Here is a 25,380-nt window from a genome sequence, read left to right as displayed (position 1 = left end):
CAAGAGTGACATAGGTAGGGTGATCGGGAACTCGCCGCCGAGCACCACGGACCGACCAGGATGGCAGACCGAGATGAGCGACCAGCCGACCGCCGAGCACTCACTGGTGAGCGACGAGGAGGCGTTGGAAAGACTCCGCGCCCTGCGCGGCAGCATCGACAACCTGGACGCGGCGCTGGTGCACCTGCTCGCCGAGCGCTTCAAGTGCACCCAGCAGGTCGGTGAGCTGAAGGCCGCCCACCACCTCCCGGCCGCCGACCCGGCCCGCGAGGCCGACCAGATCGCCCGGCTGCGCCGCCTCGCGGAGGACGCCAAGCTCGATCCGGCCTTCGCCGAGAAGTTCCTCAACTTCATCATCGACGAGGTCGTACGGCACCACCGTGCCATCGCCGCCCGTCCGAAGCAGGCCCCGAACAACGGTTCCTGACCGGCCCCGTGAACGGCCGCTCCTGACCGTGCGTCAAGTGCCCGGCGCCCGCACCCCGAAACCCGGTGGTGGGGCGCCGCGTTGAACCTGGCACAGCACACGCACACACAGGGAGCCACCACATGAAGCTCACGATCTTCGCGGCGACCGGGGGGATCGGCCGGCTCCTGGTCGATCAGGCGGTCGACGCGGGACACGACGTGACGGCCGTCGTCCGCAATCCGGCGCGACTCACCCGGGACGTCCACTCCGTCACCGCCGACCTCACCCACCCCGACGCCGACGCGCTGCGCGGCGCGGTCGAGGGCGCCGACGGCGTCCTGTCCGCGTTCGGCCCCAGCTCACGGGCCCAGACCGGCATCACCTCGGTCGGCACCCGCGCCATCGTCGAGGCCATGCAGGCCACCGGCGCCCGCCGGATCGTCGTCGTCAGCGCCGCGCCGGTCTCCACCACCCCGTCGCCCGGCCGTCCGAACCCGCCCAAGCACGACCCGGGCGAGGGCCCCCTCATGCGCTATGTCGGCGCCCCCGTGGGCAAGCTCTTCCTGGGCAAGCACTTCGCCGACCTCGCCCTCATGGAGGACATCCTCCGCGACAGCGGCCTCGACTGGACCTCCGTCCGTCCGCCCCGTCTCACCGACAAGCCGCTCTCCACCACCTACCGCACCGCCGTCGACCAGAACCTCCGGGGCGGCGCCCTCGCCTCCCGCGCCGACGTCGCCCACTTCATGCTCCACGCCCTCTCCGACCCCGCCACCGTCAAGCAGGCCATCGGCATCGCCACCTGAGCCCCCACCCGCCCCCACCCGCCCCCACCTGCTCCGCAGCGTCCGTCCGGGCCCCGCACCCGGCCGGACCGCCCGCCGCAATCCCAGGTGAGAAGCACTCCGAATCCTTGGTATCGTTGACCCCGTCACCACGACCCCGCGGGTCGCGGTGCCACACCCCGTCCGGGTGGCGGAATGGCAGACGCGCTAGCTTGAGGTGCTAGTGCCCTTTATCGGGCGTGGGGGTTCAAGTCCCCCCTCGGACACCCATGGTTTTCCTGACAAGGCCGCCTTCGGGCGGCCTTTTTCAGCCCCCTGCTGACAACGATGTCGCGTACGTGTGGTGTGCGGTATCAGGCAATTCGCTGACAGCCGCCGCTCGGGTGTGGGGACAATGGCTCCATGAGCGGGGACGAACCCACAGCGTCAGAGAACCTGATCATGAACGTCCAACTAGGCGGCCACCCCGTCGAATTGGCCGCCGAGGCAGACCGCAGAGACGCCGCGCAGCGGTACGGGCACTACATCGTCCGCGGCCCCCTCTTCGCCCTGGCGGCGTGCGCACCGGGCGACGTCGGATGGCGATTGCTGACCCCCATGACGGACGGCTTCCCCCAGGCGTCGCGCGACGCCCTCAACTCCCGCCTCTGGTTCCGGGCCAAGGAGGACACCGACGACCCGGCGCTGCGCCGGGAACTGCTGTCGGCGGTCGACCGCCTGGAGTCGGAACCCCTCGACGAGCTGACCGTGGCCGGGACCCGCTACCGGGTCGTCCGGGGCGACGAGTTCTTCTACACCCATGACGGCAAGGTCGAGCCGCCGCGCCCCACCGACCCCGATCCCGCGGTCCTGGACTGGGACGACCGCGCCGCGGACCCCGAGCTGGACGGCGACGTCGTCATCGACCACGCCGCCGCGACCGGGGTGATGGCGAGCGCCGAACGCCTCGCGCTGCGCGACCTGCACTACCGCAGCCTCCGCTACCCCGCCGACGTACGGGCCGACTCGCGGTCCGCGCTGCGGACGCATCCGGGAGTCGTCCTGCTCCCGGCGGCGTTCCGGGTGGTCGAGCGGACGGACGTCGGCTGGGAGCCGGCCATCAACATCCTGGCCACCCCGCACGCCGCCCGCCGGGCCCTGGCCGACGCGCTGACCACCATGTGGCCCCGGATGTACGAGCTGGACGCGGACGAGGAAGCCGACTACGCCCGCGCCGCCGAGGAGTTCCGCGCCGCCGGCCGGGCGAACGAACTCGAGGTCGGCGGCCGGCAGTTCTCCGTGGCCCGCGTCGCGCGGCTGATCCGGGTCGGCGCCGACGGCCCCGAGCCGCCCCGCCCCTCCGACGTCGACCCGTACGGCCCGTCGAAGATCCACCCCACGATGGACGAGCACGGGAACATCACCTACGACGAGTGACCACCGGCCCGGTGCGGCGACGTGCCCACCGGGCCGCCGGGGATTCGTGTGACGGATGCGACGACCGCATTCCGTCTGTCTTGATCATGCTTCTCGCGTGTCACGGGGGCGTCCCGGTGGGATTCCCCGCGCAACCGCCGCCCCTGCCGGGTGCCTCCATCAGCGCAGAAGGTCCGCGACGGGCGGGCCGGCACCCGACTTACGGAGTAGCAATGCGCAGCAGCAAGAGGCTCTCGGTTCTCGCCCTCGTCGTCGTGGCCGCCGGAATGTCGCTCACGGCCTGTGGCCCCGACGACTCCAGCGCCTCCGGTACGACGGCGTCGCCCAGTGCCCCCGGCGCCACGTCGTCGCCCAGTGCCGCGCCCGGCCAGGACAGCTCCTCCGACGGTTCCGGTGACGGCTCCAGCGGCGGTTCGAGCGACGGCTCCGGCGGCGGTTCGAGCGACGGCTCCGGCGGTACGACCGGAGGCTCCGGCTCGTCGAACGGCGGCTCCTCGAACGGCGGGTCGGCGGCCGGCACCATGTGTAAGACCTCGAACCTGGCCATCTCGGCCGAGCACGGCATCTCGGGCGAGGGCATGGAGCTGATCCACTTCAAGAACACCGGCTCCGGCTCCTGCACGATGCACGGCTTCGCGGGCATCGACCTGAAGAGCGGCACGGACACCGTGAACGTCGCCCGCCGCCCCGGCAGCGAGGTGCCCACCGTCACGCTGGCTCCCGGCGAGCGCACCGAAGCCGTCCTGTACTACCCGTTCAACAACAGCGGCGGCAGCGGCTACACCTTCACCACGATGACCGTCACGCCGCCCAACGAGACCCACTCCACGAGCGTCGGCGCGACCATCAACATCCCGCTCGACAACCCCGACGAGAACGTCCAGACCACTCAGATCCACATGAACGCGGTCGGCGCGGGCAAGTGACCGCATGCTGTCTCCGGTTCAGCCCAGCGACGCGCTCGCCGCGCGCAGCTCATCGAGGGCCGTGACGAGGTGCCCGCCCAGGTCGTCCCCGGCGTCGCGGTCGCCCTCGGACCAGACCGCGTAACCCCGCTTGAAGGCGAGGAGGCCGAGTTCGCCCGCGAGAGCGGCGGTCGGACCGGGAATCCCGCGCGCCGCCAGAGCGCTGGTCATCGCGTTGGCGAGGCTGACGCTCTTGAGCGCGTCCCGTTCCTGGAGCTCGGCGCTGGCGGCGACGGCCGCCTTGAGGCGGGGGGCGAAGTCGCGGTTCATGGGGCCCATCGCGGTCGAGGCGCGCGCGAGACCGGCGGCGACCGCCTCCAGCGGGCTGGCGTCCGCGGGCGCCTCGGCGATTCCCTCGGCCAGCAGCCGGCTCAGCGTCTCCTGCCCCGCGACCAGCAGCTCGCGCTTGTCGGGGAAGTGCCGGAAGAAGGTGCTCTTGGTGACCCCGGCACGCTCGGCGATCTGCGTAACGGTCGTGGCGTCGTACCCCTGCTCGGTGAACAGGTCGACGGCGGCCACGACGAGGCGTTCGCGCGCCCCTGGTTCCCACCGGCTCATGAGGTCATCCTATCTGACGGGACTCTTGTCCCATCAGTCTGTTACGGTGATGGGACAAGAGTCCCGTCACTTGTGGGAGTGTTTCCATGCGCGTCTTCGTCACCGGCGGCACCGGTCTGATCGGCTCCGCCGTCGTCGCCGAACTGCTCGGCAACGGCCACACCGTCCTCGCACTCACCCGTTCCGACGCGTCCGCGCGAGCCGCGGAGGCGGCCGGGGCCGAGGCGATCAGGGGAGATCTCGCCGACCTGGACGCCCTGCGTACCGGCGCCGGGCGCGCCGACGGGGTGGTCCACCTGGCGTTCGCCAACGACTTCAGCAGCGCCGAAGCGGTCGCGAACGCGGTCGCCGAGGAGACCGCCGCCCTCGCGGCCCTCGGCGAGGCGCTGGTCGGCAGCGACCGCCCCTTCGTCACCGCCTCCGGCACGCCCTACGTGCCGGGCCGCGCCTCCGTCGAGAGCGACCCGGTGCCGACCGAGGGACCCGTCGGCGGTCGCGGTCGGGCGGTCACGGCGGTCCTGGACCTGGCATCGCGCGGGGTCAGGAGTTCGGCCGTGCGCCTGCCGCGTACGGTCCACAACGAGGGCGCGGGCGGCTTCGCCGGTCTGCTGACCCACATCGCGCGCCAGAGCGGCGTCTCCGGCTACCCGGGCGACGGCACCCAGCGCTGGCCCGCCGTGCACGCGCTCGACGCGGCGGTGCTCTTCCGGCTCGCGCTGGAAGGCGCGGAGGCCGGGACCGCCTGGCACGCCGTGGCCGACGAGGGCGACCAGGTCCGGGACATCGCCGCGGTCATCGGCCGCCGGCTGAACCTGCCGGTCGAGTCCGTGCCCGCCGAGACGTACGGCACTCTCGGCCCGATCTTCGCGGCCGACCAGCCCTCGTCCAGCGCCCACACCCGCAAGGTGCTCGGCTGGGAGCCGAAGCACCCCGGTCTCCTGGAGGACCTGGAGAACATCCAGCCCTGAGCGGGCGGCGCCCCGGTCGGCTTCCCGGTCCGAGGTACGCCAAGGCACTCAGCGACCTCGGCAGCCTCAGGGTTTCCGGGCTCGGGGTTTGCAGGTCTCGTCCCGGTTGGTGCCCGTCCCTACGCCTCGGCCGCTCCGAGCAGTCCCCGGACCTCCTCCGCGGTGGTCTCCTGGAGCTCGTCCGTGACGAGGAGCCAGCGCGTCACACCGATCGACTCCAGGAACGGCAGATCGTGGCTGGCGACGAGCAGGGCGCCCTCGAAGGAGTCCAGGGCGCCGGTGAGTTGACGCAGGCTGGCCAGGTCGAGGTTGTTGGTGGGCTCGTCCAGCATGAGGAGTTGGGGCGCGGGAGCGGCGAGCATCGTCGCGGCGAGCGCGGCGCGGAAGCGTTCGCCGCCGGAGAGGGTGCCCGCGCGCTGCTCGGCCCGCGCGCCCTTGAAGAGGAACCGCGCGAGCTGGGAACGGATGTGGTTGTCGGTGACGCCGGGCGCCCGCCGGGCCACATTCGCCGCGACGCTCAACTCCTCGTCCAGCACGTCGAGTCGCTGCGGCAGGAACCGCAGCGGTACGTGACCGACCGCCTCGCCGGACAGCGGCGCCAGCTCACCGGCGAGGGTGCGCAGCAGCGTGGTCTTCCCCGCCCCGTTGCGTCCGACCAGCGCGACGCGCTCGGGGCCGCGTAGCTCGAAGGTGCCGTCGAGCAGCCGGCCGTACCGGGGGCGCAGCGCGCGCAGGCTCAGGACCGTACGGCCGGCGGGCACGGCGGTGTGGGGGAGGTCGACCCGGATCTCGGCGTCGTCACGGACCGCGTCCGCGGCCTCCTCGCGCCGCTCGCGCGCCTCGTCGAGGCGGTCCTCGTGCACGCCGCGGAGCCTGCCCGCCGACTCCTGCGCCGACCGCTTCTTCTCGCCCGCGACGATCCGCGGCGCCCGCCGCTGGGCGTCCAGCTTCTTGTCCTGCTTCTGGCGCCTGGCCACCTTGATCTGCGCCTCCTCCAACTCCCGCTTCTGCCGCCGCACATCGGCCTCCGCGGCCCGCAACGTCCGTCCGGCCGCCTCCTGTTGCGCGGCCAGTGCCTCCTGGTACGCCGACCAGCCGCCGCCGTACCAGTTCACGGAACCCGTCCGCAGTTCGGCGATCCGGTCCACGCGCTCCAGCAGTTCACGGTCGTGGCTGACCACGACCAGCACGCCGGAGCGCCAGGAGTCGACGGCCTCGTAGAGCCGCCGCCTGGCCACCAGGTCCAGATTGTTGGTGGGCTCGTCGAGCAGCAGCACATCGGGGCGCTCCAGCAGGAGCGCGGCCAGCCGCAGCAGTACGGTCTCGCCGCCGGACATCTCGCCGACGGCCCGGTCGAGGCCGATGCCGCCGAGACCGAGCGTGCCGAGCGTCGCCAGCGCCCGCTCCTCGACATCCCAGTCGTCGCCGACCGTCTCGAAGTGCTCCTCGTCCACGTCCCCGGCCTCGATCGCGCGCAGGGCGGCCCGCCGCTCCGCGATGCCGAGCGCCTGGTCGACGCGGAGGCCGGTGTCGAGTGTGATGTTCTGCGGCAGGCAGGCGAGGGTGCCGCCGACGCTCACCGAGCCCCGCGCGGGGCGCAGTTCGCCGGAGAGCAGCCGCAGCAGCGTGGACTTGCCGGTGCCGTTGGCGCCGACGAGCCCGGTCCGGCCGCGGCCGATGGTCAGGGACAGGCCGTCGAACACGGGCGTGCCGTCCGGCCACTGGAAGGACAGCCCCGAGCAGGTCAGGGACGCGCCGGGCGGGGTGGCGGTGGGATGGGCCATGGTGGGTCTCGCAGTCGAAAGCGCGGTGGATGGGGGGCTTCGTATGCGAGCACCACGCGGCGACCTGGCCGGACAGCGGGAGGGTGCGGGCCTCCGTGAGGTGACGGACGGCCCGGGGCACCGAGGTCGCATCTGCGCGGACGTCACGGCGCGGCGGGAACGCCGACTGCCACGTGACGCGTATACGGCGAAGCGAAGGCCGTACCGCGCGATGATCGCGGACCTCAGATGCGCAACGTCCACCTCTATCGGAGACAACAGGACCTGATCACGGTACCGCAGAGGTCCGGCACGACGAACCCGATTTACGGCCCCCGGCCCCCGGCCCCCAGCCCCCGCGCCTCCCGGCCCCCGCGCCTCCCGGCCCCCGGCGGGCTCGGCCTCCCGGCGACGCTCGCCCCCCCTCGGCCCCCGGCTTCCTCGGGGGCCCTCTACGGCGCCGCGCCGCGCGCCCCCGTCACTTGGTGAGGGACAGCCTCATCTGCTCCTCCTCCACGATCCGCCGCGCGAGCGACTGCTCCGAGATGTCGACCGCGTCGGGAGTCGACTCCGCGAGGTCGCTGCGGCGCGCGTAGGCGTCGAAGAGCACCTGCTTGGTGCCGAGGATGTCGAGCATGCGCTGGTCGACGCTGTCGGCGATCAGCAGCCGGTGCACGCGCACGTGGCGGATCTGGCCCATGCGGTGGGCGCGCCCGATGGCCTGGGCCTCCAGGGTCGGCTTGACCTGCGGCTCGCAGAGGATCACCACCGATGCGGCCTGCATGTTCAGCCCGGTGCCGCCCGCCTGGATCTGGCTGAGCAGCACCGCGTGGCCGGGCACCGCCGCGAAGGCGTCGACCATTTCCTGGCGCTCGGTGGCGGCGACCGCGCCGGTCAGCGGGCCGAAGGCGGCCGGGCCGAGCGCGTCGTGCACGGTGGTCAGCACATCGCGGAAGAAGGAGAAGACGACGACCTTCAGCTCGTTCTCCTCGGCCTCCTTCACCAGTTCGCGCAGCCGCTGGAGCTTCGCCGAACGATGGGGCGCCGCGTAGGCGGCGCGCCGCATCGCCATGAAGTTCCCCTCCGCGACCGCCGTCCGGTAGGCGGCCAGATCCGTACGGCTGAACTCCTCCCACTCGTCGGACTGCGCCAGCTCCGGCAGTTCGGTGAGCACGTCCTGCTGATTGCGGCGCAGATAGGCCGGGGCGACGGCCCTGCGGAACGCCTGCGAGCCCGCGACCGCGTCGCTGTGCCGGATGTGCGGCAGCAGATCGGGCTGGAGGTGGTGCACCAGACTGCGGAATTCCTCGACGCGGTTCTCCATCGGGGTGCCGGTCAGGAACAGCACGCGGTCGGTCCTGGCCGTCCACAGCGCGACGGTCCGCGACCTGCGCGTGTCCGGGTTCTTCACGTAGTGCGCCTCGTCCACGACGAGCATCCCCAGCGGCACCCCCTCGGGCACGTCCAGCGAACTCAGCGCGTCGTACGTGGTGACGGCCACGCCGCCGTCCCGCACCCAGTCCGCCAGCGCCGCTTTCCGGTACGGGCCATGCAGCCGGTACGCGTCCAGGGCGCTGCGCGACTCGATCTCCCGCGACCAGTTGACCAGCACGCTCGCCGGGCAGACGACGAGGAAGTGCGTACGGCCCTCCGCCCGCAGGTGGGCCAGGGCCGCGATGGCCTGGATGGTCTTGCCCAGGCCCATCTCGTCGCCGATGATCACCCGCCGCTGGGCCAGCGCGAAGCGCGCGCCGAACGCCTGGTAGCCGCGCAGCGACACCCGGCGGTGCGTGTCGTCAAGACGCTGTCCGCGCACCCGCTCGGAGACCGACGACGGCAGGAAGCCTTCCGCCGCGTCGATGTCCGGGGCGAGTTCGGCGATCTCCGCGAGCAGGACGGTGTACTCCGACGGCCTGACCTCGAAGTCCAGCCACGCCTCGGCGGCGGGCGCCGCCGGGCGCAGCAGGTCGGTGCTCGCCTGGGTCAGCAGCAGCCCGGTGCCGTCGGCGGTATGCTCCGCCAGCAGCTCCTCGATCCGCCGCACGGCGTCCTGCGCGCGCAGCCGCCCGAGCCTGCCCGCCAGCAGCATCCGCAGCCGGGCGCCCGCCGGGCGGGCGGCGGCCAGCAGCGGTGTCAGCTCGGCGTCCACGCGCGCGGCGGTCTCCACGGCCCGCGGAATCTCGGGACCCGCGTTGACCAGCCGGTTGAGCGCCATCACCAGGGCGGTGGTGTCCGGGTCGTCCCGGTCGGCCGGATCGATACGGACGGCCACGTGCTCCTCGGCCGCCGACGCGATCTGGCGCGCCGCCGCTATGGCCTGGTCCGCGCTCTGCGCGCCCACGCCGGGGACCTGCCGCAGCTCGTACGACCGGGCGCCGTAGACCTTGCCGACCGTGTCGTACCCGGCCTGTTCCATGGCGCCGAGGCGCAGCCTGCCCTCGGTGACGTCCTTGAGCCGGGCGACCGGGATGCCGTCCAGCTCGCGGCGGACCCGTACCTCCCGCAGCGGGACCAGCGCGGCCCGCACGTCCGCGCGCACCCGTGTGTGGTCCGCGGTGACCGTACGAGCCGAGGCGACGAGCTTCGCGGCCTGGCCGGACACCTTCCGCGCCTGCTTGCCGACCGGCGCCTGCCGCGCACCCGCCTCTTCCTGTCCGACACCCCCGTCCGCGTCCATGGCTCCCCGTCTCCCGCCGATTCCGATTCCGATGCCGGTCCCGATGCGGCCGATGCGCGTGTCACCACGGATGCCGGGCCCGTCCGCTGCGGCACATGATTCCACCCCCCACCGACACCGCGACGGCCCCCGGCCAAATCTCCGGTGGCCGGGCTGCCCGGACTTCCGGACCGCCCGAGCCGCCCGCGCGGTCCGGGAGCCGAAAACGGGTGGGCCCGGGCCCCCGCGCCCCGGCAGACTCACCACCCATGAGCGCCCACATCACCCGCGTCAATCCTCCCGCCCTCCACCAGACCCCCGGCTACCACCACATCACCGTCGTCGAGGCCGGGCGGACCGCCTACCTCGCCGGTCAGTGCCCGCTCGACGCCGAGGGCCGGATCGTCGGCCGCGGCGACTACGCCGCCCAGGCCCGCCAGGTGGCCGCCAACGCCCTGACGGCGCTCGAAGCCGTCGGCGCCGGGCCGGGCGACGTCGTGCGCTCGGTCATCTACGTGGTGAGCGACGACCGCGAGACGCTGTCCACGGTGTGGGACGCGCTGAACGCCTCGCCGCTGGGCGGCGCCTTCGACACCGCGAGCACCCTGCTCGGGGTGGCACAGCTCGGCTTCACCGCGCAGTTGGTCGAGCTGGACCTGACGGCCGCGCTGGCTGGCTGACGGGCCTGTGTGCCGGAAGGGCGGGCGTGCCTAGGGTGAGGTCATGACGCAATCACCGTTCATCGAGATCGACGGCCGGGCCGCGACGGTGGAGGCCATCGCGCCCGCGCTCGGCGGCTACGGCCACTTCACGGCGATGCAGGTACGCGGCGGAAAGGTGCGCGGCCTGGCGTTCCACGTCGAACGCCTCGACGGCGCCACGCGGGAGCTGTTCGGCGCGGGCCTGGACGGCGAGCGCGTACGGGCGCACGTGCGGCACGCGCTGGCCGGGTCGGGGCGCGCGGACGCCTCCGTGCGGGTCAACGTCTTCCAGCCGGTGGAGGGCCCCGACGAGCCGGTCGCCGTCATGGTCGCCGTCCGGCCGCCCGCCGGTGTCGAACCCGGCCTCAAGCGCCTCAAGTCGGTGCCCTACCAGCGCCCGGCCGCCCACCTCAAGCACGTCGGCGGCTTCGGGCAGGCGTACTTCGGCCGCCAGGTGGCCGCCGGGGGGTACGACGAGGCGCTGTTGGCCGGTCCCGGCGGCGAGATCGCCGAGGGCGCCATCACCAACGTCGGCTTCATCGACGGCGACACCGTCGTCTGGCCGGACGCCGCCCCGCATCTGCGCGGCATCACCCTCCAGATCCTGGAGCGTGAACTCGTACGGGCCGGTGTCCCGCAGGACCGCCGCCCGCTGCGGCTCACCGACGTGGGGTCGTACGACGGCGCCTTCCTGGCCAACTCGCGCGGCACGGCGGTCATTTCGGAGATCGACGGCGTGCCGCTGCCCACGCGGTCCGAACTCCTGACGCGGGTGGGGGAGTTGTACGAGTCCGCGCCGTGGGACGCCATCTGACGGCGCCGGTCGGGCGGTCCGCTACGTGACGGCGGGGGCGCGGTCCGACGGCCCCCCCCATTACGTCTCCGGCCGCCCGCCGACCACGGTCACCGCCTCCGCTCCGGTGCGGCAGCCCGCCGCGAGCGACGCGGCGAGGTCCGCGCCCGCGAGACGGGCGGCCAACAGGCCGCCGGTGAAGGCGTCTCCGGCGCCCGTGGTGTCCACCGCGACGGCCGGGACGCAGGGCACCCGTACCGTCACCTCGCCGTTCACGGCGGCCAGCGCGCCGCCCGCGCCGAGGGTGACCACGACCGTGCCGCCGCCGCGCGCCGCGCTCAACTCGGCCGCCGCGCGGGCCGGTTCGGGCACACCGGACAGCAGCGCCGCCTCCGCGTCGTTGGGCAGCAGCAGATCCGTACCTGCCACGTCGGCCAGGAAACGGGCCACGCCCGCCTCGCGCAGGAAACCGGCGGAGGCCGGATCGACGCTCACCGGCAGCGACCGGGCGCGCGCCGCCTCGGTGACCACGGCCGCCAACTCGCGTCCCCACTCGGAGAAGTAGAGATAGCCGGAGAGGTGGACGTGCCCCATGCCGTCCAGCAGCGCGTCGTCCCAGTCGGCGGGGCCGAGCCGGAAGGCGGCGCCGCTGTCGGTGACCAGGGTCCGTTCGGCCGCCGCGTCGACCAGGGCGATCACCACGGCCGTCGGCGCCTCGTCGTCGACCCGCAGCACCGGCTCCACGCCCGCGGCCTCCAGCGCGGCGCGGTGCCAGTCGGCGGAGTCGGCGCCCGCGCGGGCCAGCAGCCGCACCCGCGCGCCCCGACCGGCCGCCCAGCAGGCCACGTTGGCCCCCGCGCCGCCCGGCCGCACCGCGATCCGGGCGGCGGTGTCGGTGTCGGCGGCGAGGGGCCGCGCGTGCCGCGCCACCACGTCGGTGACGACATCGCCGACGACGAGGAGTCCGGGAGGCACCGGCTCCACGGCGGCGGGTCCGGCGCTGTCGGACGGTCTCGCGCCATCTGACCGTCCCGTGCCGTCCGACCGTCCCGTGCCGTCCGACCGTCTCGTGTCGTCCGCCGGTCCCGTGCCGTCGCCCGTCCCGTCGCCCGGTCCGGCGCTGTCGCCGGTCATGCGCGCTGCGACCAGCGCACCGCGATCCCGGCCGCGAGCCGGACATTGCCGCGTACGGCCGCGAGGTTGGACTCCAGGGACGCGCCGCCGGTGTGCTCGGTGAGGTAGCCCAGCAGGAACGGCGTGATCGCCTGTCCCGTGACACCCCCGGCCTCGGCGGCGGCGAGCGCGTCCGCCAGCACCCGGTCGTGCAGCTCCGGGTCGAGCTGAAGCTCCCGCGGCACGGGATTGGCGACGATCAGCGCCGAGTCGTGCCCGCCCAGTGCGTCCTGCGCGGCCATCACGTCCGCGACCTGCCGCGCGGACTCGACCGTCCAGTCCACGGGCTCACCGGAGTCGCTGAGGTAGAAACCGGGGAAGCGGTCGGTGCCGAAGCCGAGTACGCCGATGCCCAGGGTCTCCAGCCGCTGGAGCGTGGCGGGCACGTCCAGGATCGACTTCACGCCCGCGCACACCACCGTGATCCGCGTCCTGGCCAGCAGCCCCAGGTCGGCCGACTCGTCCTGCACGGTCACCCAGTCGCGGTGCACCCCGCCGAGGCCGCCCGTACCGAACACCCGGATTCCGGCCCGCGCGGCCAGGAACGCCGTCCCCGACACGGTCGTCGCCCCGCTCGCACCCGCCGCCAGCGCGGGCGCCAGGTCCCGGAACCCCAGCTTGCGCAGCGACGCGTCCTCGGCGACCCGCTCCACTTGCTCCTTGGTGAGCCCCACCCGCGGCACCCCGTCGAGTACCGCCACGGTCGCGGGCACCGCGCCCTGCTCCCGGACGATCTCCTCCAGCTCGCGTGCCACCCCCAAATTGCGCGGCCGTGGCAGGCCGTGCGCGATGATCGTCGACTCCAGCGCCACCACGGGCGCGCCGCTCGCGACGGCGTCCCGCACCTCGTCGGAGAGGGTGACGGCCGGGATTGCGTTCGCTGCCGTGTTCGGTCCTGATCCAGATGTGCTCATGATCCCTACCTGGCGCGGCGGCGCCCCCGCCAAACCTCCCGGCGCCCTGTGCGCGCGGCGGCCATCGCATCGATTTGGTGTGAGCGCCGGCACCCCGTAGGGTGGTGTTCATCGACGCGGGGTGGAGCAGCTCGGTAGCTCGCTGGGCTCATAACCCAGAGGTCGCAGGTTCAAATCCTGTCCCCGCTACTGAAGAGGAAGGGTCCGGCACTCAGGTGCCGGGCCCTTTCGCTTGTCCCGGGCGCGTGCCCGCGCCCGCGGTCGTCGGACCGGTCCTCAGTGCTTTCCCGCGTGCGGCGCCGCCGGGCGGTACGGCGGGGTCGTGCGGCTCGGCTGGTAGCGCGAGCCCTGCCGCATGCGGCGGACGACCAGGACGGCGTCGATCGCGGCCAGCAGCGCGACGGCGGCCAGCACCGCGGCCCAGACCGGCAGACCGGCGAGCGCGAAGCCCACGGCCGCCGCGGTGCCCCAGACCACACCGCACAGCGCGAGCCCCAGCCGCAGCCGCAGCGGGCTGCGCGCCTGGACGGGTTCGTATCCGCTTCTGCGCATCCGTGCCATCTCCCTCACCTCCAGCATCCACCTCGGACGGGCCGGGCGGGAGCCTCTGCCCAGGTGAGCCGGAAATTCGGGGGCGGTACGCGGCGGCGCCGCGTAGGGTGCGGGACCGTGAAGGTGATCATCAGACAGTACGGTCCGGCGGACGCCGAAGCCGTCGCCGCCGTGGGCCGCGAGACCGTCCCGTACATGGTGACGACCGCGCGGACCGTGCACGCGCAGGTCACCGACGCACCCGAGAAAACACGCTTCCTGATGCTCGTCGCGGAGACCGGCGACGGCCGGATCGTCGGCAGTGCGAGAGCCGGGCTCTTCGCGGACAACGACACCCCCGGATTGGCCTTCGTCAATCTGAACGTGCGCGCGGGGGAGCGCGGCCGGGGCATCGGCGGCGCCCTGCTGGCCGCCGCCGAGTCCCATGTCGGCGGCCTCGGGGCGAGCACCGTCTACGCGTGGGCGATCGACGAGCCCTCGGCGCACGCCTTCGCCGCCCGGCACGGCTACCGGCGCGGCCGGTCCGCGAGCTTCCTCCGCCTCGACCTCACCCCCGGCGCCCCGCTGCCCGGCGTGCCCCCGCTGCCGCCCGGCGTGCTGCTGCGCCCCGCGTCGGACTACGCCGCCGACCCGCGCCCGGTGTACGAGGCCGACGCCGAGACCATCGAGGACGAGCCGGGCGATGTCGCCACCGGCGTCCCCGGTTACGCGGACTGGCGCGCCACCTCCTGGGACCGGTCCGACTACGACCACGACCTGACGACGGTCGCCGTCGTGGACGGTGTGGTCGCCGCGGTCGTCAACGTCCAGACCGACGGCCACGACCGCTACTGGTCGGGGGGCACCGGCACCCGCCGGGCCTTCCGGGGCCGCGGACTGGCCAAGGCCGCCAAGGCCCACTCCCTGCACCGAGCCCGCGCCGCGGGCTACACCGAGGCGTTCACCAGCAACGACGACGGCAACGCCGCGATGCTGGCCGTCAACCGGTGGCTCGGCTATCGACCCTGTGGCAACGAATGGCGGTACTTCCGTGACCTCTCCGATCGACCATGACATCCCCTGGTCCGACGCGACCTGGCTCAACCCGCCCGCCGAGGCCGTCGCCGACAGCACCGGTCTGCACGTCACCGCCAACGAGGGCAGCGACTTCTGGCGCACCACCAGCTACGGCTTCGTCCGCGACGACGGCCATGCGCTGCTCACCCCCTTCCCGTCCGGCACCGCCATCGAGGTCACCTTCGTCGCCGACTTCACCGAGCTGTACGACCAGGCCGGTGTCCTGGTGCGCGTCGACGCCGAGTCCTGGATCAAGGCGGGCGTCGAGATCTCCGACGGTTCGCCCCAGGTCGGTGCCGTCGTCACCCACGGCACCTCCGACTGGTCCCTCGCCCCGGTCCCGGACTGGGCGGGCCAGGAGGTGACCGTCCGGGTCAGCCGCTCGGGCGACGCCGTGACCGTCCGCGCCCGCCGCGCCGACGACCCCTGGCGCACCATCCGCCTGGCCTGGCTCGACCCCGCCGCCGACGCCCGCGCGGGCCTGTTCTGCTGCGCACCCCAACGCCCCGGCCTGCGCGTCCACTTCACCCGCCTCTCCTCCGGACCCGCCGACGCCTCCCTGCACTGATCCCGCCCTCACCCGCAGGCCGAGCGCCGACTCCGGCCGCCGCTAGGGCTGTTCGCGCAGGACCGTGTCGAGGACGCGGGACCACTGGCGGACGATTCCCGCGCGGCGGGCGGAGTCGTCGCTGAGGAGGTTGGCGAGGCCGAGGCCGCGGGCCATGTCGAGGGTGGCCTGGACGGTCTCCCTGACGCCGGGCAGGGATTCGTCGGCGCCGAGGAATTCGACCGCCAGGCGGTGGGCCTCGCGGCCGATCCGGGACTCCAGCGCGGCGACGCCGGGGCGGAGCTGTTCCTCGTCGGAGGCGGCCACCCACAGGTGGAGAGCGGCCCGGAACAGCGGGCCGGTGTGGACCGCGACGAGCATGTCGACGACGGCGTAGGTGCGGTCCTGGCCCGCGCGGGGGAGGGCCAGGGCGCGCTCTCTGACGGCGGCGACCCACTCCTCGGCCATGTGCGCGATGGCCGCGGTGAACAGCTCCTCGCGGGTGCGGAAGTGGTGCTGGGCCGCCCCTCTGGAGACACCGGCGCGGGCGCACACCACGGCGACGGTGCTGCCCGACCAGCCGTGCTCGGCGAGGCACGAGACGGCGGCCTCCAGTATCCGCCGACGGGTGGCGCGGCTGCGGTCCTGTTTGGGGGAGCGGTCGGTCACCAGGTCCATGACGGGTCCGGCCGTTCGGTGCGGGCGGCGGCGCCTTCCGTGGTCCGCGCGACCGCGCGGAAGGGCGCTGCGGCGCGGGTGCGAAGTGGTGCGGTGGTCACGGGCGCCTCCTCGGCGGGGTGTCGTCAGTAGGACTTCGGCAGTCCCAGTGTGTGGTGCGAGACGAAGTTGAGGATCATCTCCCGGCTGACCGGGGCTATCCGGCCGACACGGGACGCGGTCAGCAGCGAGGCGAGACCGTACTCGGCGGTGAGGCCGTTGCCGCCGAGGGTGTGCACGGCCTGGTCGACGGCCTTGGCGCCTGCTTCGGCCGCCGCGTACTTCGCCATGTTCGCGGCCTCGCCCGCGCCCATGTCGTCGCCCGCGTCGTAGAGGTAGGCGGCCTTCTGCATCATCAACCGGGCCAGTTCCAGCTCGATGTGGGCCTGGGCGAGCGGGTGCGCTATCGCCTGGTGGGAGCCGATGGGAGCCTGCCACACCTGCCGGGACTTGGCGTACTCGACCGCCTTGTCCAGGGCGTAGCGGCCCATCCCGATGGAGAAGGCGGCGGTCATGATCCGCTCCGGGTTGAGCCCCGCGAAGAGCTGGAGCAGGCCGGCGTCCTCGTCGCCGACGAGCGCTTCCGCAGGTAGCGCGACATCGTCGAGGAAGAGCTGGAACTGCTTCTCGGGCGCGGCCAACTCCATCTCGATCTGCCGGAATTCGAAGCCCGGTGTCTCCCGGTCCACGATGAACAGGCAGGGCTTGAGCTTGCCGGTGCGGGCGTCCTCGGTGCGGCCGACGATCAGTGTGGCGTCGGCGATGTCGACACCGGATATGAAGACCTTCCGGCCGGTCAGCCGCCACCCGCCGGTGCCGGGGTCGCGCCGCGCGGTGGTGGTGATGCGGTGCGAGTTGGACCCGGCGTCCGGTTCGGTGATGCCGAAGGCCATCCGCAGCGAGCCGTCGGCGATCCCCGGCAGCCAGCGCCGCTTCTGCTCGTCGGTGCCGAAGCGGGCGATGACCGTGCCGCAGATCGCGGGGGAGACGACGAGCAGCAGCAGCGGGCAGCCAGCCGCCCCCAACTCCTCCAGCACGATGGACAGTTCCGCCAGACCGCCGCCCCCGCCGCCGTACTCCTCAGGCAGGTTGACCCCGAGGTATCCGAGGCCGCCCGCCTCCTGCCACAACTCGTCGGTGTGCTTGCCCGCACGTACGGTGGCCGAGAAATATTCACGACCGTAGCGGCGGGCGAGGTCCCCGACGGCCTTGCGCAGGGCGCGCCGCTCGTCGCTTTCCAGCAAGGCGCTGTCGAAGGTTCCCTGAACGGTGCTCATGGCGTGGTTTCCTCCTTGACGACGGCGAGTACGGCGCCGACGTCGACCTGTCGGCCGACCTCGGCGGTGAGCTCCGTGAGTGTCCCGGTGGCGGGAGCGGCGATCACGTGTTCCATCTTCATCGCTTCGAGCCAGAGCAGCGGGCGGCCTTTTTCGACCCGGTCGCCCGGTGAGAATTCACCTATCCGGATGACCGTGCCGGGCATCGGCGCAAGCAGCGAACCCTGCGGCGTCAGATCCTCCGGGGCGGTGAAGCGAGGCAGAGCGGTCAAAGCGCATGACACGAACGGGGAATCGACGAACACCCGTTCGGCGTAAGCGGCGACGTCGAACACCCGCCGCACACCGTCGATGTCGAGGACGACACGCCGGGCCGACGCCGACACCAGCCGGACACCGTCGGCGCCGGTCGCCTCCAGACCGGCGCGGCCGAGCCGGTAACCGACCTCGTACTCCCGGCCGTCCGGCTCGCTGCGGAAGCGTTTCACCTGCGGCTGCGACGGAACGTTCCGCCACCCGCCGAGCCGGACCGGCACCGGCCCGCGCGCCGACGTACGCCCGGCCGCGTCGGCGAGCGCGGCGGCCAGCGCCGCGAACCGCACGGGACCGCCGTCCCCGTCGGCCGGCCCCGGCGCGTCCGTGGTCGCCCCCGACGCCCCGATGAGCGCGTCCAGGCGGCGCTCCAGGAAGCCGGTGTCCAGCCGCGCGGCGGCGAAGTCCGGGTGCCGCAGCACCCGTACGAGCAGGTCGCGGTTGGTGACAGGGCCGTGCAGCCGGGCCCGCTCCAGCGCGTACGCGAGACGCCGTACGGCCTCGGCGCGGGTCGGCGCCCAGGCGATCACCTTGGCGAGCATCGGGTCGTAGTGGACGCCGATCGTCTCGCCGCCGCTCACCCCCGCGTCCAGCCGAAGCCCGGCGTCGAGCCCCGGCGTCACGGCGAATTCGGCGTCCACGCCCGGCAGTTCGAACAGATGCAGCGCGCCCGGCTGCGGCTGCCAGCCGCGGGCCGGGTCCTCCGCGTAGAGCCTGGCCTCCACCGCGTGGCCGTGCGGCCGCGGGGGCGAGGGCGGCAGCGCGGCCCCCTCGGCGACACGGATCTGGAGCGCGACGAGGTCGAGCCCGGTGACGCACTCGGTGACCGGATGCTCCACCTGGAGACGGGTGTTCATCTCCAGGAAGTACGGACGCCCGTCCCGCGCGACCAGGAACTCCACGGTGCCCGCGCCCGTGTAGCCGATCGAGCGCGCCGCGCGGGCGGCGGACTCGTGCAGCGTGCGGCGCACCTCGTCGCCCAGACCCGGCGCCGGGGTCTCCTCGATCACCTTCTGGTGCCGCCGCTGGAGCGAACAGTCGCGCTCGCCCAGCACCCACACCGTGCCGTGCGCGTCGGCCAGCACCTGCACCTCGACGTGCCTGGCCCCCTCCGCGTACGGCTCGACGAACACCTCGCCGTCACCGAAGGCGGCTGCGGCCTCCGACCTCGCGGCGGCCAACTCGCTCTCCAGCGCGTCCAGTTCGCGTACGACCCGCATGCCGCGACCGCCGCCGCCCGCGGACGCCTTCACCAGCAGCGGCAGGTCCGCGGCCGTGACCCGCGCGGGATCGAGCGCGGAGAACAGCGGTACGCCCGCCGCGGCCATCAACTCCTTGGCCCGCGTCTTGGACCCCATCGCCTCGACCGCGTCCGGCGGCGGACCGATCCACACCAGCCCCGCCGCCTTGACCGCACGCGCGAACTCCGCGTTCTCCGACAGGAATCCATAGCCCGGATGCACGGCGTCCGCGCCCGCCGCGAGCGCCGCCGCGATCAGCAGATCGGCCCGCAGATACGTGTCGGCGGGCGCGTTCCCCGGCAGCCGTACCGCCGCGTCGGCCTCCGCGACGTGTGCCGCGTCCGCGTCGGCGTCCGCGTACACCGCCACCGTGGCGATGCCGAGCGTGCGGCAGGTACGGAAGACGCGGCGCGCGATCTCGCCCCGGTTGGCCACCAGCACGGAGCCGATGTCTCTGTGGCGCGCCGAAGGTGACTGCCCGTCAGCGGTGAAGTCCCCGCTCGGCGAAGCGCTGCTCGAATCGGTCATCGGAAAGGGACCCCTCACATCCGGAAGACGCCGAAGCCGCCCCTGGCGCCCTCGATCGGCGCGCCATGGACGGCGGACAGGCACAGGCCGAGCACCGTACGGGTGTCGCGCGGGTCGATCACGCCGTCGTCGTAGAGCCGTCCCGACAGGAACATCGGCAGCGACTCGGCCTCGATCTGCTGCTCCACCATCGCCCGCAGCGCGGCGTCGCCCTCCTCGTCGTAGGGACGGCCCTTCGCCGCCGCCGACTGCCGGGCCACGATGGACAGCACCCCGGCGAGCTGCGCGGGACCCATCACCGCGGACTTGGCGCTCGGCCACGCGAAGAGGAACCGCGGATCGAAGGCCCGGCCGCACATGCCGTAGTGCCCGGCGCCGTAACTCGCCCCGATCAGCACCGAGATGTGCGGGACGCGCGAGTTGGCGACCGCGTTGATCATCATCGCGCCGTGCTTGATGATGCCGCCCTGCTCGTACTCGCGGCCCACCATGTAGCCGGTGGTGTTGTGCAGGAAGAGCAGCGGAATGTCGCGCTGGTTGGCGAGTTGGATGAACTGCGCCGCCTTCTGCGACTCCTCGCTGAACAGCACGCCCCGCGCGTTGGCGAGGATTCCGACCGGATAGCCGTGCACCTCCGCCCAGCCGGTGGCCAGGCTCGGCCCATAGAGCGGCTTGAACTCGTCGAAGGCCGAGGCGTCCGTGATCCGCGCGATGACCTCGCGGGGGTCGAAGGGGGTGCGCAGATCGCCGGGCACGATGCCCAGCAGCTCCTCCTCGTCGTACGCGGGGGGTAGCGGGTCGGGACGCGGATCGGGCCCGGATTTACGCCAGTTGAGGCGGGCGACGACGCGCCGGGCGGTACGCAGCGCGTCCGGCTCCTCCAGTGCGAAGTAGTCGGCGAGGCCGGAGCGCCGGGCGTGCATGTCGGCGCCGCCGAGCGATTCGTCGTCGCTCTCCTCGCCGGTCGCCATCTTCACCAGGGGCGGCCCGCCGAGGAAGACCTTGGACCGCTCCTTGACCATGATGACGTGGTCGGACATGCCGGGGATGTACGCGCCGCCCGCCGTCGAATTGCCGAACACCACGGCCACCGTGGGGATTCCGGCCGCCGACAGCCGCGTCAGGTCGCGGAAGAGGGCGCCGCCGGGGATGAAGATCTCCTTCTGGCTGGGCAGGTCCGCGCCGCCCGACTCCACCAGGCTGATCACCGGCAGGCGGTTGGCGAAGGCGATCTCGTTCGCCCGCAGCGCCTTCTTCAGTGTCCACGGGTTGCTGGCGCCGCCGCGCACCGTCGGGTCGTTGGCCGTGATCAGGCACTCCACGCCCTCGACCACGCCGATGCCGGTCACGAGGGAGGCGCCCACCGCGAAGTCGCTGCCCCAGCCGGCCAGCGGGGACAGTTCGAGGAACGGTGTGTCCGGGTCGAGCAGCAGCTCGATCCGCTCCCGCGCCAGCAGCTTGCCGCGATTCCGGTGCCGCTCCTGGTACTTCTCGCCGCCACCGGCCAGCGCGGCGGCGTGCCCCGCCTCGACCTCGGCCAGCCGTTCCAGCATCGCGGCCCGCCGCTCGGCGAAGTCCGCTCCGCGTGTGTCGACCTGCGTCATGACGTGCTCCCCTCCGCGCCGCCGCGCGGCGGCCGTCCCTTGCCCGGCGGGCCCGCGAATGCCTGCACGATCGACAACCACGCGTCCGCGTCCGGGCCTTGGGCCCGTACCGCCACGTCGTCGCGGTGCCTGCGCCGCACCGCCAGCAGGCAGAAGTCCAGTGCGGGGCCGGTCACGCGCTGCTCGGCGTCGTCCGGGCCGAAGGTCCACAAGGCGCCGTCGGGCGCCGTCAGTTCGAGGCGGAATTCCGTGCCGGGCGGGGTGCGGCCGTGCACCGCGAAGGCGAAGTCCCGTGCCCTGAAGGCGATTCGGGCGACGTGCCACAGGCGGTGGGTCGGTGGGCGCTCGACGCCGAGCGCGTCGGCGATGTCCTCGCCGTGGGCCCATGTCTCCATCAGGCGGCCCGTCGCCATCGACGCCGTGCTCATCGGCGGCCCGTACCAGGGGAAGCGGCTGCCCGGCGGTTCGCCGGTCAGGGTCGCCCAGAGCCGGGCTCTGCCCGACCGCCACTTCTCCAGCAGCTCCGGCGGAGGCAGGATCGCGCCCTCCCGGGCGCCGTCCTCCACGTACGCGTCCAGCCGCGCCGCCGCGTCGCCGACCTCGCGGGCGAACGCCTCCGCGTCCTTGACCGCCAGCAGCGCCTGGGCGTCCGTCCAGGCCAGATGTGCGATCTGGTGCGCAACGGTCCAGCCTTCGGCCGGTGTCGGCCTCGCCCACTGCTCGGGCTCCAGCCCGGCCACCACGTCGTCGAGCGCGTCGCTCTCCGCTCTCAGATCGGCCAGGACGGTACGGACGGACTGCGGATCGGCCATGGCCACGAGGGTGGCAGGCGGGGCCCGCAACAATCAAGCATGCGTGCATGATTGTTTCCCGCCTCCACCGGGTCGGTGTCCCTGCGACAGCCGGTGCCCCGCTGGGGCCGGTTTTCAGGCCGCGCCACCGTCGTGGCTGGTCGCGCCGTTCCCCGCGCCCCTGAAAAGATCGGGCGTGCCGCCTAGGGCCCGCACGGCTCTCGGGGAGCCGGGTCCCGTCGGGGGCGCGAGGAACTGCGCGACCGGCCCCCGCCGGGCCTGCGGCCCGAGAACCCACGGCAACTGCCCCGCCGGCGCCGGTTCTGAGGCCGCGCCACTGTCGTGGCTGAGCGCGCAGTTCCCCGCGCCCCCTAAAAGATCGGGCGTGCCGACCTCGGTAAGACAACCGCGCGGTGCCGCGCCGCCAGAGCGCCCACCTTCGGGAGGTGGACGTCTTAGGGGCGCGGCCCGAAGGGGATTAGGCGCGGGCGGCGCGGCGGGCGAGAAGGGCTTCGCGGCGCTCGTCGAAGCGGGTGGCCTGTTCGTTGAGGCCGCCCATGAAGAGGCCGAGCTCCTGCTGGGCCTGGAGGCCCTCGGGGCCGAGACCGGAGATCTCGAGGACCTTGAGGTGGCGCAGAACGGGCTGGAGGACGTCGTCGTGGTGGATGCGGAGGTTGTAGATGCCGCCGATGGCCATGCGGGCGGCGGCCCGCTCGAAGCCGGGCATGCCGTGTCCCGGCATGCGGAATTCGACGACGACGTCACGGATGGCCCGCATCGCGAGGTCGGGGGCGAGCTCGAGGGCGGCGGCCAGGAGATTCCGGTAGAAGACCATGTGCAGGTTCTCGTCGGTGGCGATCCTGGCGAGCATCCGGTCGCACACGGGGTCACCCGACTGGTGTCCGGTGTTGCGGTGCGAGACGCGGGTGGCCAGCTCCTGGAAGGCGACGTACGCCACGGAGTGGACCATGCTGTGCCGGTGGTCGTGCTCGAAGCCCTCCGACATGTGCTGCATGCGGAACCGTTCCAGCTCGACCGGGTCGACGGCGCGGCTGGTCAGCAGGTAGTCGCGCATGACGATCGCGTGCCGGCCCTCCTCGGCGGTCCAGCGGTGCACCCAGGTGCCCCAGGCGCCGTCACGGCCGAAGAGTGTCGCGATCTCGTGGTGGTAGCTGGGCAGATTGTCCTCGGTGAGCAGATTGACCACGAGGGAGATCCGGCCGACGTCCGTGACCTTGGACTGCTCGGGGGCCCAGGCTTCGCCCCCCATTATTCCGTCGAAATTGCGGCCGTCGCTCCACGGCACGTACTCGTGGGGCATCCACTCCTTGGCCACGCCGAGGTGCCGGTTGAGCTCCCGCTCGACGACCTCCTCCAGCGCGTAGAGCAGCGTCGCGTCGCTCCAGACGTCGGGTTGGGCACGGTCGGGCGAGGTCAAGGTCACGGGGGCTCCTGGGGACGGGAGAGGGGACGGACATGGGACGGGGGTGTACGGGACCCGCACGGGCTGTACGGATCGTACGGACGTACGTACGCGACATGCGATCAGTCGGTCGTACGGCGCCGCGGACGGATCCACGGGCACATACGCACGGCCTGCGGGTGCAGCGGAGATTCGCACCTACGCCTACGTAAGTTACGCAACCGTAGGTTAAGGCAGCGTAAGAAGGCAACCAGCCAATATGGCTGCACCGGCCACCCACCTCGCGTCGAGCCGGACCCGTCGGCACGGCGAGACCCGGCGACAGCCCTTGGCCCGACCGGAGGCAAGCCCTCCGCCGACCGGAGGGCAAGCCTCCGCCGCCCGCCGTGAAAGCCCTTCGCCCGCCTCCCGTCGCACCCGATAAACTCCGCCCTCTTATGAGTGCCACTCTCGTCGCCAAGAATCTCGCCGCCGGACACGGCGACCGTGTCCTGTTCTCCGGCCTGGACCTGGTCGTCGCCCCCGGCGACGTCATCGGTCTGGTCGGCGCCAACGGCGCGGGCAAGTCCACGCTGCTGCGGCTGCTCGCCGGGCTCGACACGCCCGAGGACGGGACGCTGCGGCTCAGCCCGGCCACCGCCACCGTCGGGCATCTGCCGCAGGAGCCCGAGCGGCTGCCGGGCGGGGAGAGCGTGCGGGAGTTCCTGAGCCGCCGCACCGGGGTCACCGCCGCCCAGGCGGCCCTGGACGCCGCCACCCAGGCGCTGGTGGACGAGGCTCCGGGCGCCGACGACGCGTACGCGACCGGACTCGACCGCTGGCTGGCGCTCGGCGGCGCCGACCTGGACGAACGCGCCGAGGAGGCCGCTGCCTCGCTCGGCCTCGGCGTCGACCTGGACCAGCCGATGTTCTCGCTCTCCGGCGGCCAGGCCGCCCGCGCGGGACTCGCCTCGCTGCTGCTCAGCCGCTACGACGTCTTCCTGCTGGACGAGCCCACCAACGACCTCGACCTCGACGGCCTGGAACGGCTGGAGAAATTCGTCGGCGGCCTGCGCGCCGGTACGGTCCTGGTCAGCCACGACCGCGAATTCCTCACCCGCACCGTCACCCGCGTGGTGGAGCTGGACCTCGCCCAGCAGCAGGTCAGCATCTTCGGCGGCGGCTACACCGCCTATCTGGAGGAACGCGAGACGGCCCGGCGGCACGCCCGCGAGGAGTACGACGAGTACGCCGACACCAAGGCCGGACTCGAAGCGCGGGCGCGCATGCAGCGCGGCTGGATGGACAAGGGCGTCAGGAACGCCATGCGCAAGGCGCCCGACCACGACAAGATCGCCCGCAAGGCGCGCGCCGAGGGCAGTGAGAAGCAGGCCGCCAAGGCCCGGCAGACCGACCGGATGATCGAGCGCCTGGACGTGGTCGAGGAGCCGCGCAAGGAGTGGGAACTGCGGATGGAGATCGCCGCCGCGCCCCGCTCGGGCGCCGTGGTGGCCACCCTGCGCGGCGCCCGCGTGCGCCGCGGCGACTTCGCCTTCGGGCCGGTCGACCTCCAGATCGACTGGGCCGACCGGGTGGCCATCACCGGCGCCAACGGCTCGGGCAAGTCCACCCTGCTCGCCGCGCTGCTCGGCCGCCTCCCGCTGGACGAGGGCCACAGCGCGCTCGGCCCCGGCGTCCTGGTCGGCGAGGTCGACCAGGCCCGCGGCCTCTTCCGCGGGCAGGAACCGCTCCTCGACGCCTTCCGCGCCCCGGCGCCCGACATGGATCCGGCCGAGATCCGTACGCTTCTCGCCAAATTCGGCCTCAAGGCCGCCCATGTGCTGCGCCCCGCCGCGACCCTCTCGCCCGGCGAGCGCACCCGCGCCGCGCTGGCGCTGCTCCAGGCCCGCGGCGTCAATCTCCTGGTCCTCGACGAGCCGACCAACCATCTCGACCTGCCCGCGATCGAACAGCTCGAAGCGGCGCTGGCCGCGTACGAGGGCACGCTGCTGCTGGTCACCCACGACCGGCGGATGCTGGACGCCGTGCACACGACCCGCCGCGTCGAGGTCGCCGACGGCCGCATCACCGAGCGCTGAGCGAACCCCGAGCGCGCCTGGGCCCCGATTCCCCGAGGCGGCCCGCGCCGCGTTCCCGACGGCGCCCCCGGACCCTCCGGGCGGGAGGGAACCCGGTGGCGTCCGGCTGCGTCCCATCCATGACCGGACCCCGAACCGGCCGCCGGAGGAGGA

21 protein-coding genes, 2 tRNA genes and 2 pseudogenes are annotated in these 25,380 nt (G+C 73.1%); 12 read left to right on the top strand and 13 right to left on the bottom strand.

The window, feature by feature from the left end; translation table 11 throughout:
* Positions 1-73 precede the first annotated feature (73 nt).
* The 5 genes from ACIO6U_RS15965 (at position 74) to ACIO6U_RS15945 (ending at position 3,536) form a co-directional block, all read left to right on the top strand.
* The gene (locus tag ACIO6U_RS15965) at positions 74-427 is read left to right on the top strand and encodes a chorismate mutase (protein ID WP_391119403.1); all 354 of its coding nucleotides are present in this window, start codon (positions 74-76) and stop codon (positions 425-427) included.
* A gap of 122 nt (positions 428-549) precedes the next feature.
* On the top strand, positions 550-1,215 hold the full coding sequence (locus ACIO6U_RS15960) for an NAD(P)-dependent oxidoreductase (protein WP_401719356.1): 666 nt from the start codon (positions 550-552) through the stop codon (positions 1,213-1,215).
* Positions 1,216-1,375: 160 nt separating this feature from the next.
* A tRNA-Leu gene (locus ACIO6U_RS15955) sits at positions 1,376-1,460 on the top strand.
* 136 nt (positions 1,461-1,596) lie between these two features.
* Entirely contained in the window at positions 1,597-2,610 is a 1,014-nt protein-coding gene (locus ACIO6U_RS15950; RefSeq protein ID WP_355339361.1) for a DUF5954 family protein, read from the top strand.
* Positions 2,611-2,822: 212 nt separating this feature from the next.
* Positions 2,823-3,536: a DUF4232 domain-containing protein gene (locus ACIO6U_RS15945; protein WP_401719353.1), complete on the top strand. Its 714-nt coding sequence runs from the start codon at positions 2,823-2,825 to the stop codon at positions 3,534-3,536.
* Positions 3,537-3,554: 18 nt separating this feature from the next.
* Here the strand turns inward: ACIO6U_RS15945 and ACIO6U_RS15940 are convergent, their stop codons facing one another.
* Positions 3,555-4,133 (bottom strand): TetR family transcriptional regulator, encoded by a 579-nt coding sequence (locus ACIO6U_RS15940; protein WP_391163728.1) that lies wholly within the window; start codon positions 4,131-4,133, stop codon positions 3,555-3,557.
* 86 nt (positions 4,134-4,219) lie between these two features.
* Between ACIO6U_RS15940 and ACIO6U_RS15935 the strand changes: the two genes are divergently transcribed.
* Positions 4,220-5,101, top strand: a complete 882-nt coding sequence (locus tag ACIO6U_RS15935; RefSeq protein WP_391051363.1) for an NAD-dependent epimerase/dehydratase family protein — start codon at positions 4,220-4,222, stop codon at positions 5,099-5,101.
* Between the two features lie 301 nt (positions 5,102-5,402).
* Here ACIO6U_RS15935 and ACIO6U_RS15930 read toward each other — a convergent pair.
* From ACIO6U_RS15930 to ACIO6U_RS15920, 3 genes and pseudogenes are all read right to left on the bottom strand, one after another.
* Positions 5,403-5,862 (bottom strand): annotated as a pseudogene (locus ACIO6U_RS15930) (ATP-binding cassette domain-containing protein); the annotation flags it as partial.
* Positions 5,863-6,267: 405 nt separating this feature from the next.
* Positions 6,268-6,885, bottom strand: a pseudogene (locus ACIO6U_RS15925) (ATP-binding cassette domain-containing protein); the annotation flags it as partial.
* 457 nt (positions 6,886-7,342) lie between these two features.
* Positions 7,343-9,541, bottom strand: coding sequence for a DEAD/DEAH box helicase (locus tag ACIO6U_RS15920; protein WP_401719350.1), 2,199 nt, complete (start codon positions 9,539-9,541; stop codon positions 7,343-7,345).
* Between the two features lie 248 nt (positions 9,542-9,789).
* On the opposite strand from ACIO6U_RS15920, the gene ACIO6U_RS15915 reads away from it, so the two are divergent.
* Together ACIO6U_RS15915 and ACIO6U_RS15910 are read left to right on the top strand one after the other, a co-directional pair.
* Positions 9,790-10,200 carry a Rid family hydrolase gene (locus tag ACIO6U_RS15915; protein WP_391051369.1) on the top strand — a complete coding sequence of 137 codons (411 nt, stop codon included), beginning with the start codon at positions 9,790-9,792 and terminating at the stop codon, positions 10,198-10,200.
* Positions 10,201-10,243: 43 nt separating this feature from the next.
* The gene (locus tag ACIO6U_RS15910; protein WP_401719347.1) at positions 10,244-11,035 is read left to right on the top strand and encodes an aminotransferase class IV; all 792 of its coding nucleotides are present in this window, start codon (positions 10,244-10,246) and stop codon (positions 11,033-11,035) included.
* 60 nt (positions 11,036-11,095) lie between these two features.
* Here the strand turns inward: ACIO6U_RS15910 and ACIO6U_RS15905 are convergent, their stop codons facing one another.
* The gene (locus ACIO6U_RS15905) at positions 11,096-11,989 is read right to left on the bottom strand and encodes a carbohydrate kinase family protein (RefSeq protein WP_401719749.1); all 894 of its coding nucleotides are present in this window, start codon (positions 11,987-11,989) and stop codon (positions 11,096-11,098) included.
* Positions 11,990-12,144: 155 nt separating this feature from the next.
* Entirely contained in the window at positions 12,145-13,101 is a 957-nt protein-coding gene (locus tag ACIO6U_RS15900; protein WP_391051373.1) for a pseudouridine-5'-phosphate glycosidase, read from the bottom strand.
* Between the two features lie 115 nt (positions 13,102-13,216).
* Between ACIO6U_RS15900 and ACIO6U_RS15895 the strand changes: the two genes are divergently transcribed.
* A tRNA-Met gene (locus tag ACIO6U_RS15895) sits at positions 13,217-13,290 on the top strand.
* Positions 13,291-13,377: 87 nt separating this feature from the next.
* Here the strand turns inward: ACIO6U_RS15895 and ACIO6U_RS15890 are convergent.
* Positions 13,378-13,653, bottom strand: coding sequence for a DUF6343 family protein (locus tag ACIO6U_RS15890; protein ID WP_355339386.1), 276 nt, complete (start codon positions 13,651-13,653; stop codon positions 13,378-13,380).
* A gap of 117 nt (positions 13,654-13,770) precedes the next feature.
* On the opposite strand from ACIO6U_RS15890, the gene ACIO6U_RS15885 reads away from it, so the two are divergent.
* Both ACIO6U_RS15885 and ACIO6U_RS15880 read left to right on the top strand, forming a co-directional pair.
* The gene (locus ACIO6U_RS15885; RefSeq protein WP_401719343.1) at positions 13,771-14,706 is read left to right on the top strand and encodes a GNAT family N-acetyltransferase; all 936 of its coding nucleotides are present in this window, start codon (positions 13,771-13,773) and stop codon (positions 14,704-14,706) included.
* Positions 14,684-15,277 (top strand): DUF1349 domain-containing protein, encoded by a 594-nt coding sequence (locus tag ACIO6U_RS15880; protein ID WP_391051378.1) that lies wholly within the window; start codon positions 14,684-14,686, stop codon positions 15,275-15,277. The genes ACIO6U_RS15885 and ACIO6U_RS15880 overlap by 23 nt, the downstream gene beginning before the upstream one ends.
* 42 nt (positions 15,278-15,319) lie before the next feature.
* Here the strand turns inward: ACIO6U_RS15880 and ACIO6U_RS15875 are convergent, their stop codons facing one another.
* The 6 genes from ACIO6U_RS15875 to ACIO6U_RS15850 all read right to left on the bottom strand — a co-directional run bounded on the left by ACIO6U_RS15875 (position 15,320) and on the right by ACIO6U_RS15850 (position 23,170).
* Complete coding sequence (locus tag ACIO6U_RS15875; RefSeq protein WP_391051380.1) at positions 15,320-15,934, bottom strand: TetR family transcriptional regulator; 615 nt, start codon at positions 15,932-15,934, stop codon at positions 15,320-15,322.
* A gap of 125 nt (positions 15,935-16,059) precedes the next feature.
* Positions 16,060-17,250, bottom strand: a complete 1,191-nt coding sequence (locus tag ACIO6U_RS15870) for an acyl-CoA dehydrogenase family protein (protein WP_401719340.1) — start codon at positions 17,248-17,250, stop codon at positions 16,060-16,062.
* The gene (locus ACIO6U_RS15865) at positions 17,247-19,331 is read right to left on the bottom strand and encodes a biotin carboxylase N-terminal domain-containing protein (protein ID WP_401719337.1); all 2,085 of its coding nucleotides are present in this window, start codon (positions 19,329-19,331) and stop codon (positions 17,247-17,249) included. Before ACIO6U_RS15865 ends, ACIO6U_RS15870 begins: the two co-directional genes overlap by 4 nt.
* A gap of 14 nt (positions 19,332-19,345) precedes the next feature.
* On the bottom strand, positions 19,346-20,935 hold the full coding sequence (locus tag ACIO6U_RS15860) for an acyl-CoA carboxylase subunit beta (protein WP_401719335.1): 1,590 nt from the start codon (positions 20,933-20,935) through the stop codon (positions 19,346-19,348).
* Positions 20,932-21,747, bottom strand: a complete 816-nt coding sequence (locus ACIO6U_RS15855) for a TIGR03084 family metal-binding protein (protein WP_401719332.1) — start codon at positions 21,745-21,747, stop codon at positions 20,932-20,934. Before ACIO6U_RS15855 ends, ACIO6U_RS15860 begins: the two co-directional genes overlap by 4 nt.
* Before the next feature lie 457 nt (positions 21,748-22,204).
* Positions 22,205-23,170 (bottom strand): acyl-ACP desaturase, encoded by a 966-nt coding sequence (locus ACIO6U_RS15850; protein ID WP_355339410.1) that lies wholly within the window; start codon positions 23,168-23,170, stop codon positions 22,205-22,207.
* 416 nt (positions 23,171-23,586) lie between these two features.
* On the opposite strand from ACIO6U_RS15850, the gene ACIO6U_RS15845 reads away from it, so the two are divergent.
* On the top strand, positions 23,587-25,227 hold the full coding sequence (locus tag ACIO6U_RS15845) for an ABC-F family ATP-binding cassette domain-containing protein (RefSeq protein ID WP_401719329.1): 1,641 nt from the start codon (positions 23,587-23,589) through the stop codon (positions 25,225-25,227).
* Positions 25,228-25,380 lie beyond the last annotated feature (153 nt).

It is taken from the genome of Streptomyces sp. NPDC087422 (genome assembly GCF_044744145.1).
Taxonomy (GTDB): Bacteria; Actinomycetota; Actinomycetes; order Streptomycetales; family Streptomycetaceae; genus Actinacidiphila.
Note: the sequence above shows the minus strand (reverse complement) of the source record. Positions and strands in the feature narration are given on the sequence as shown.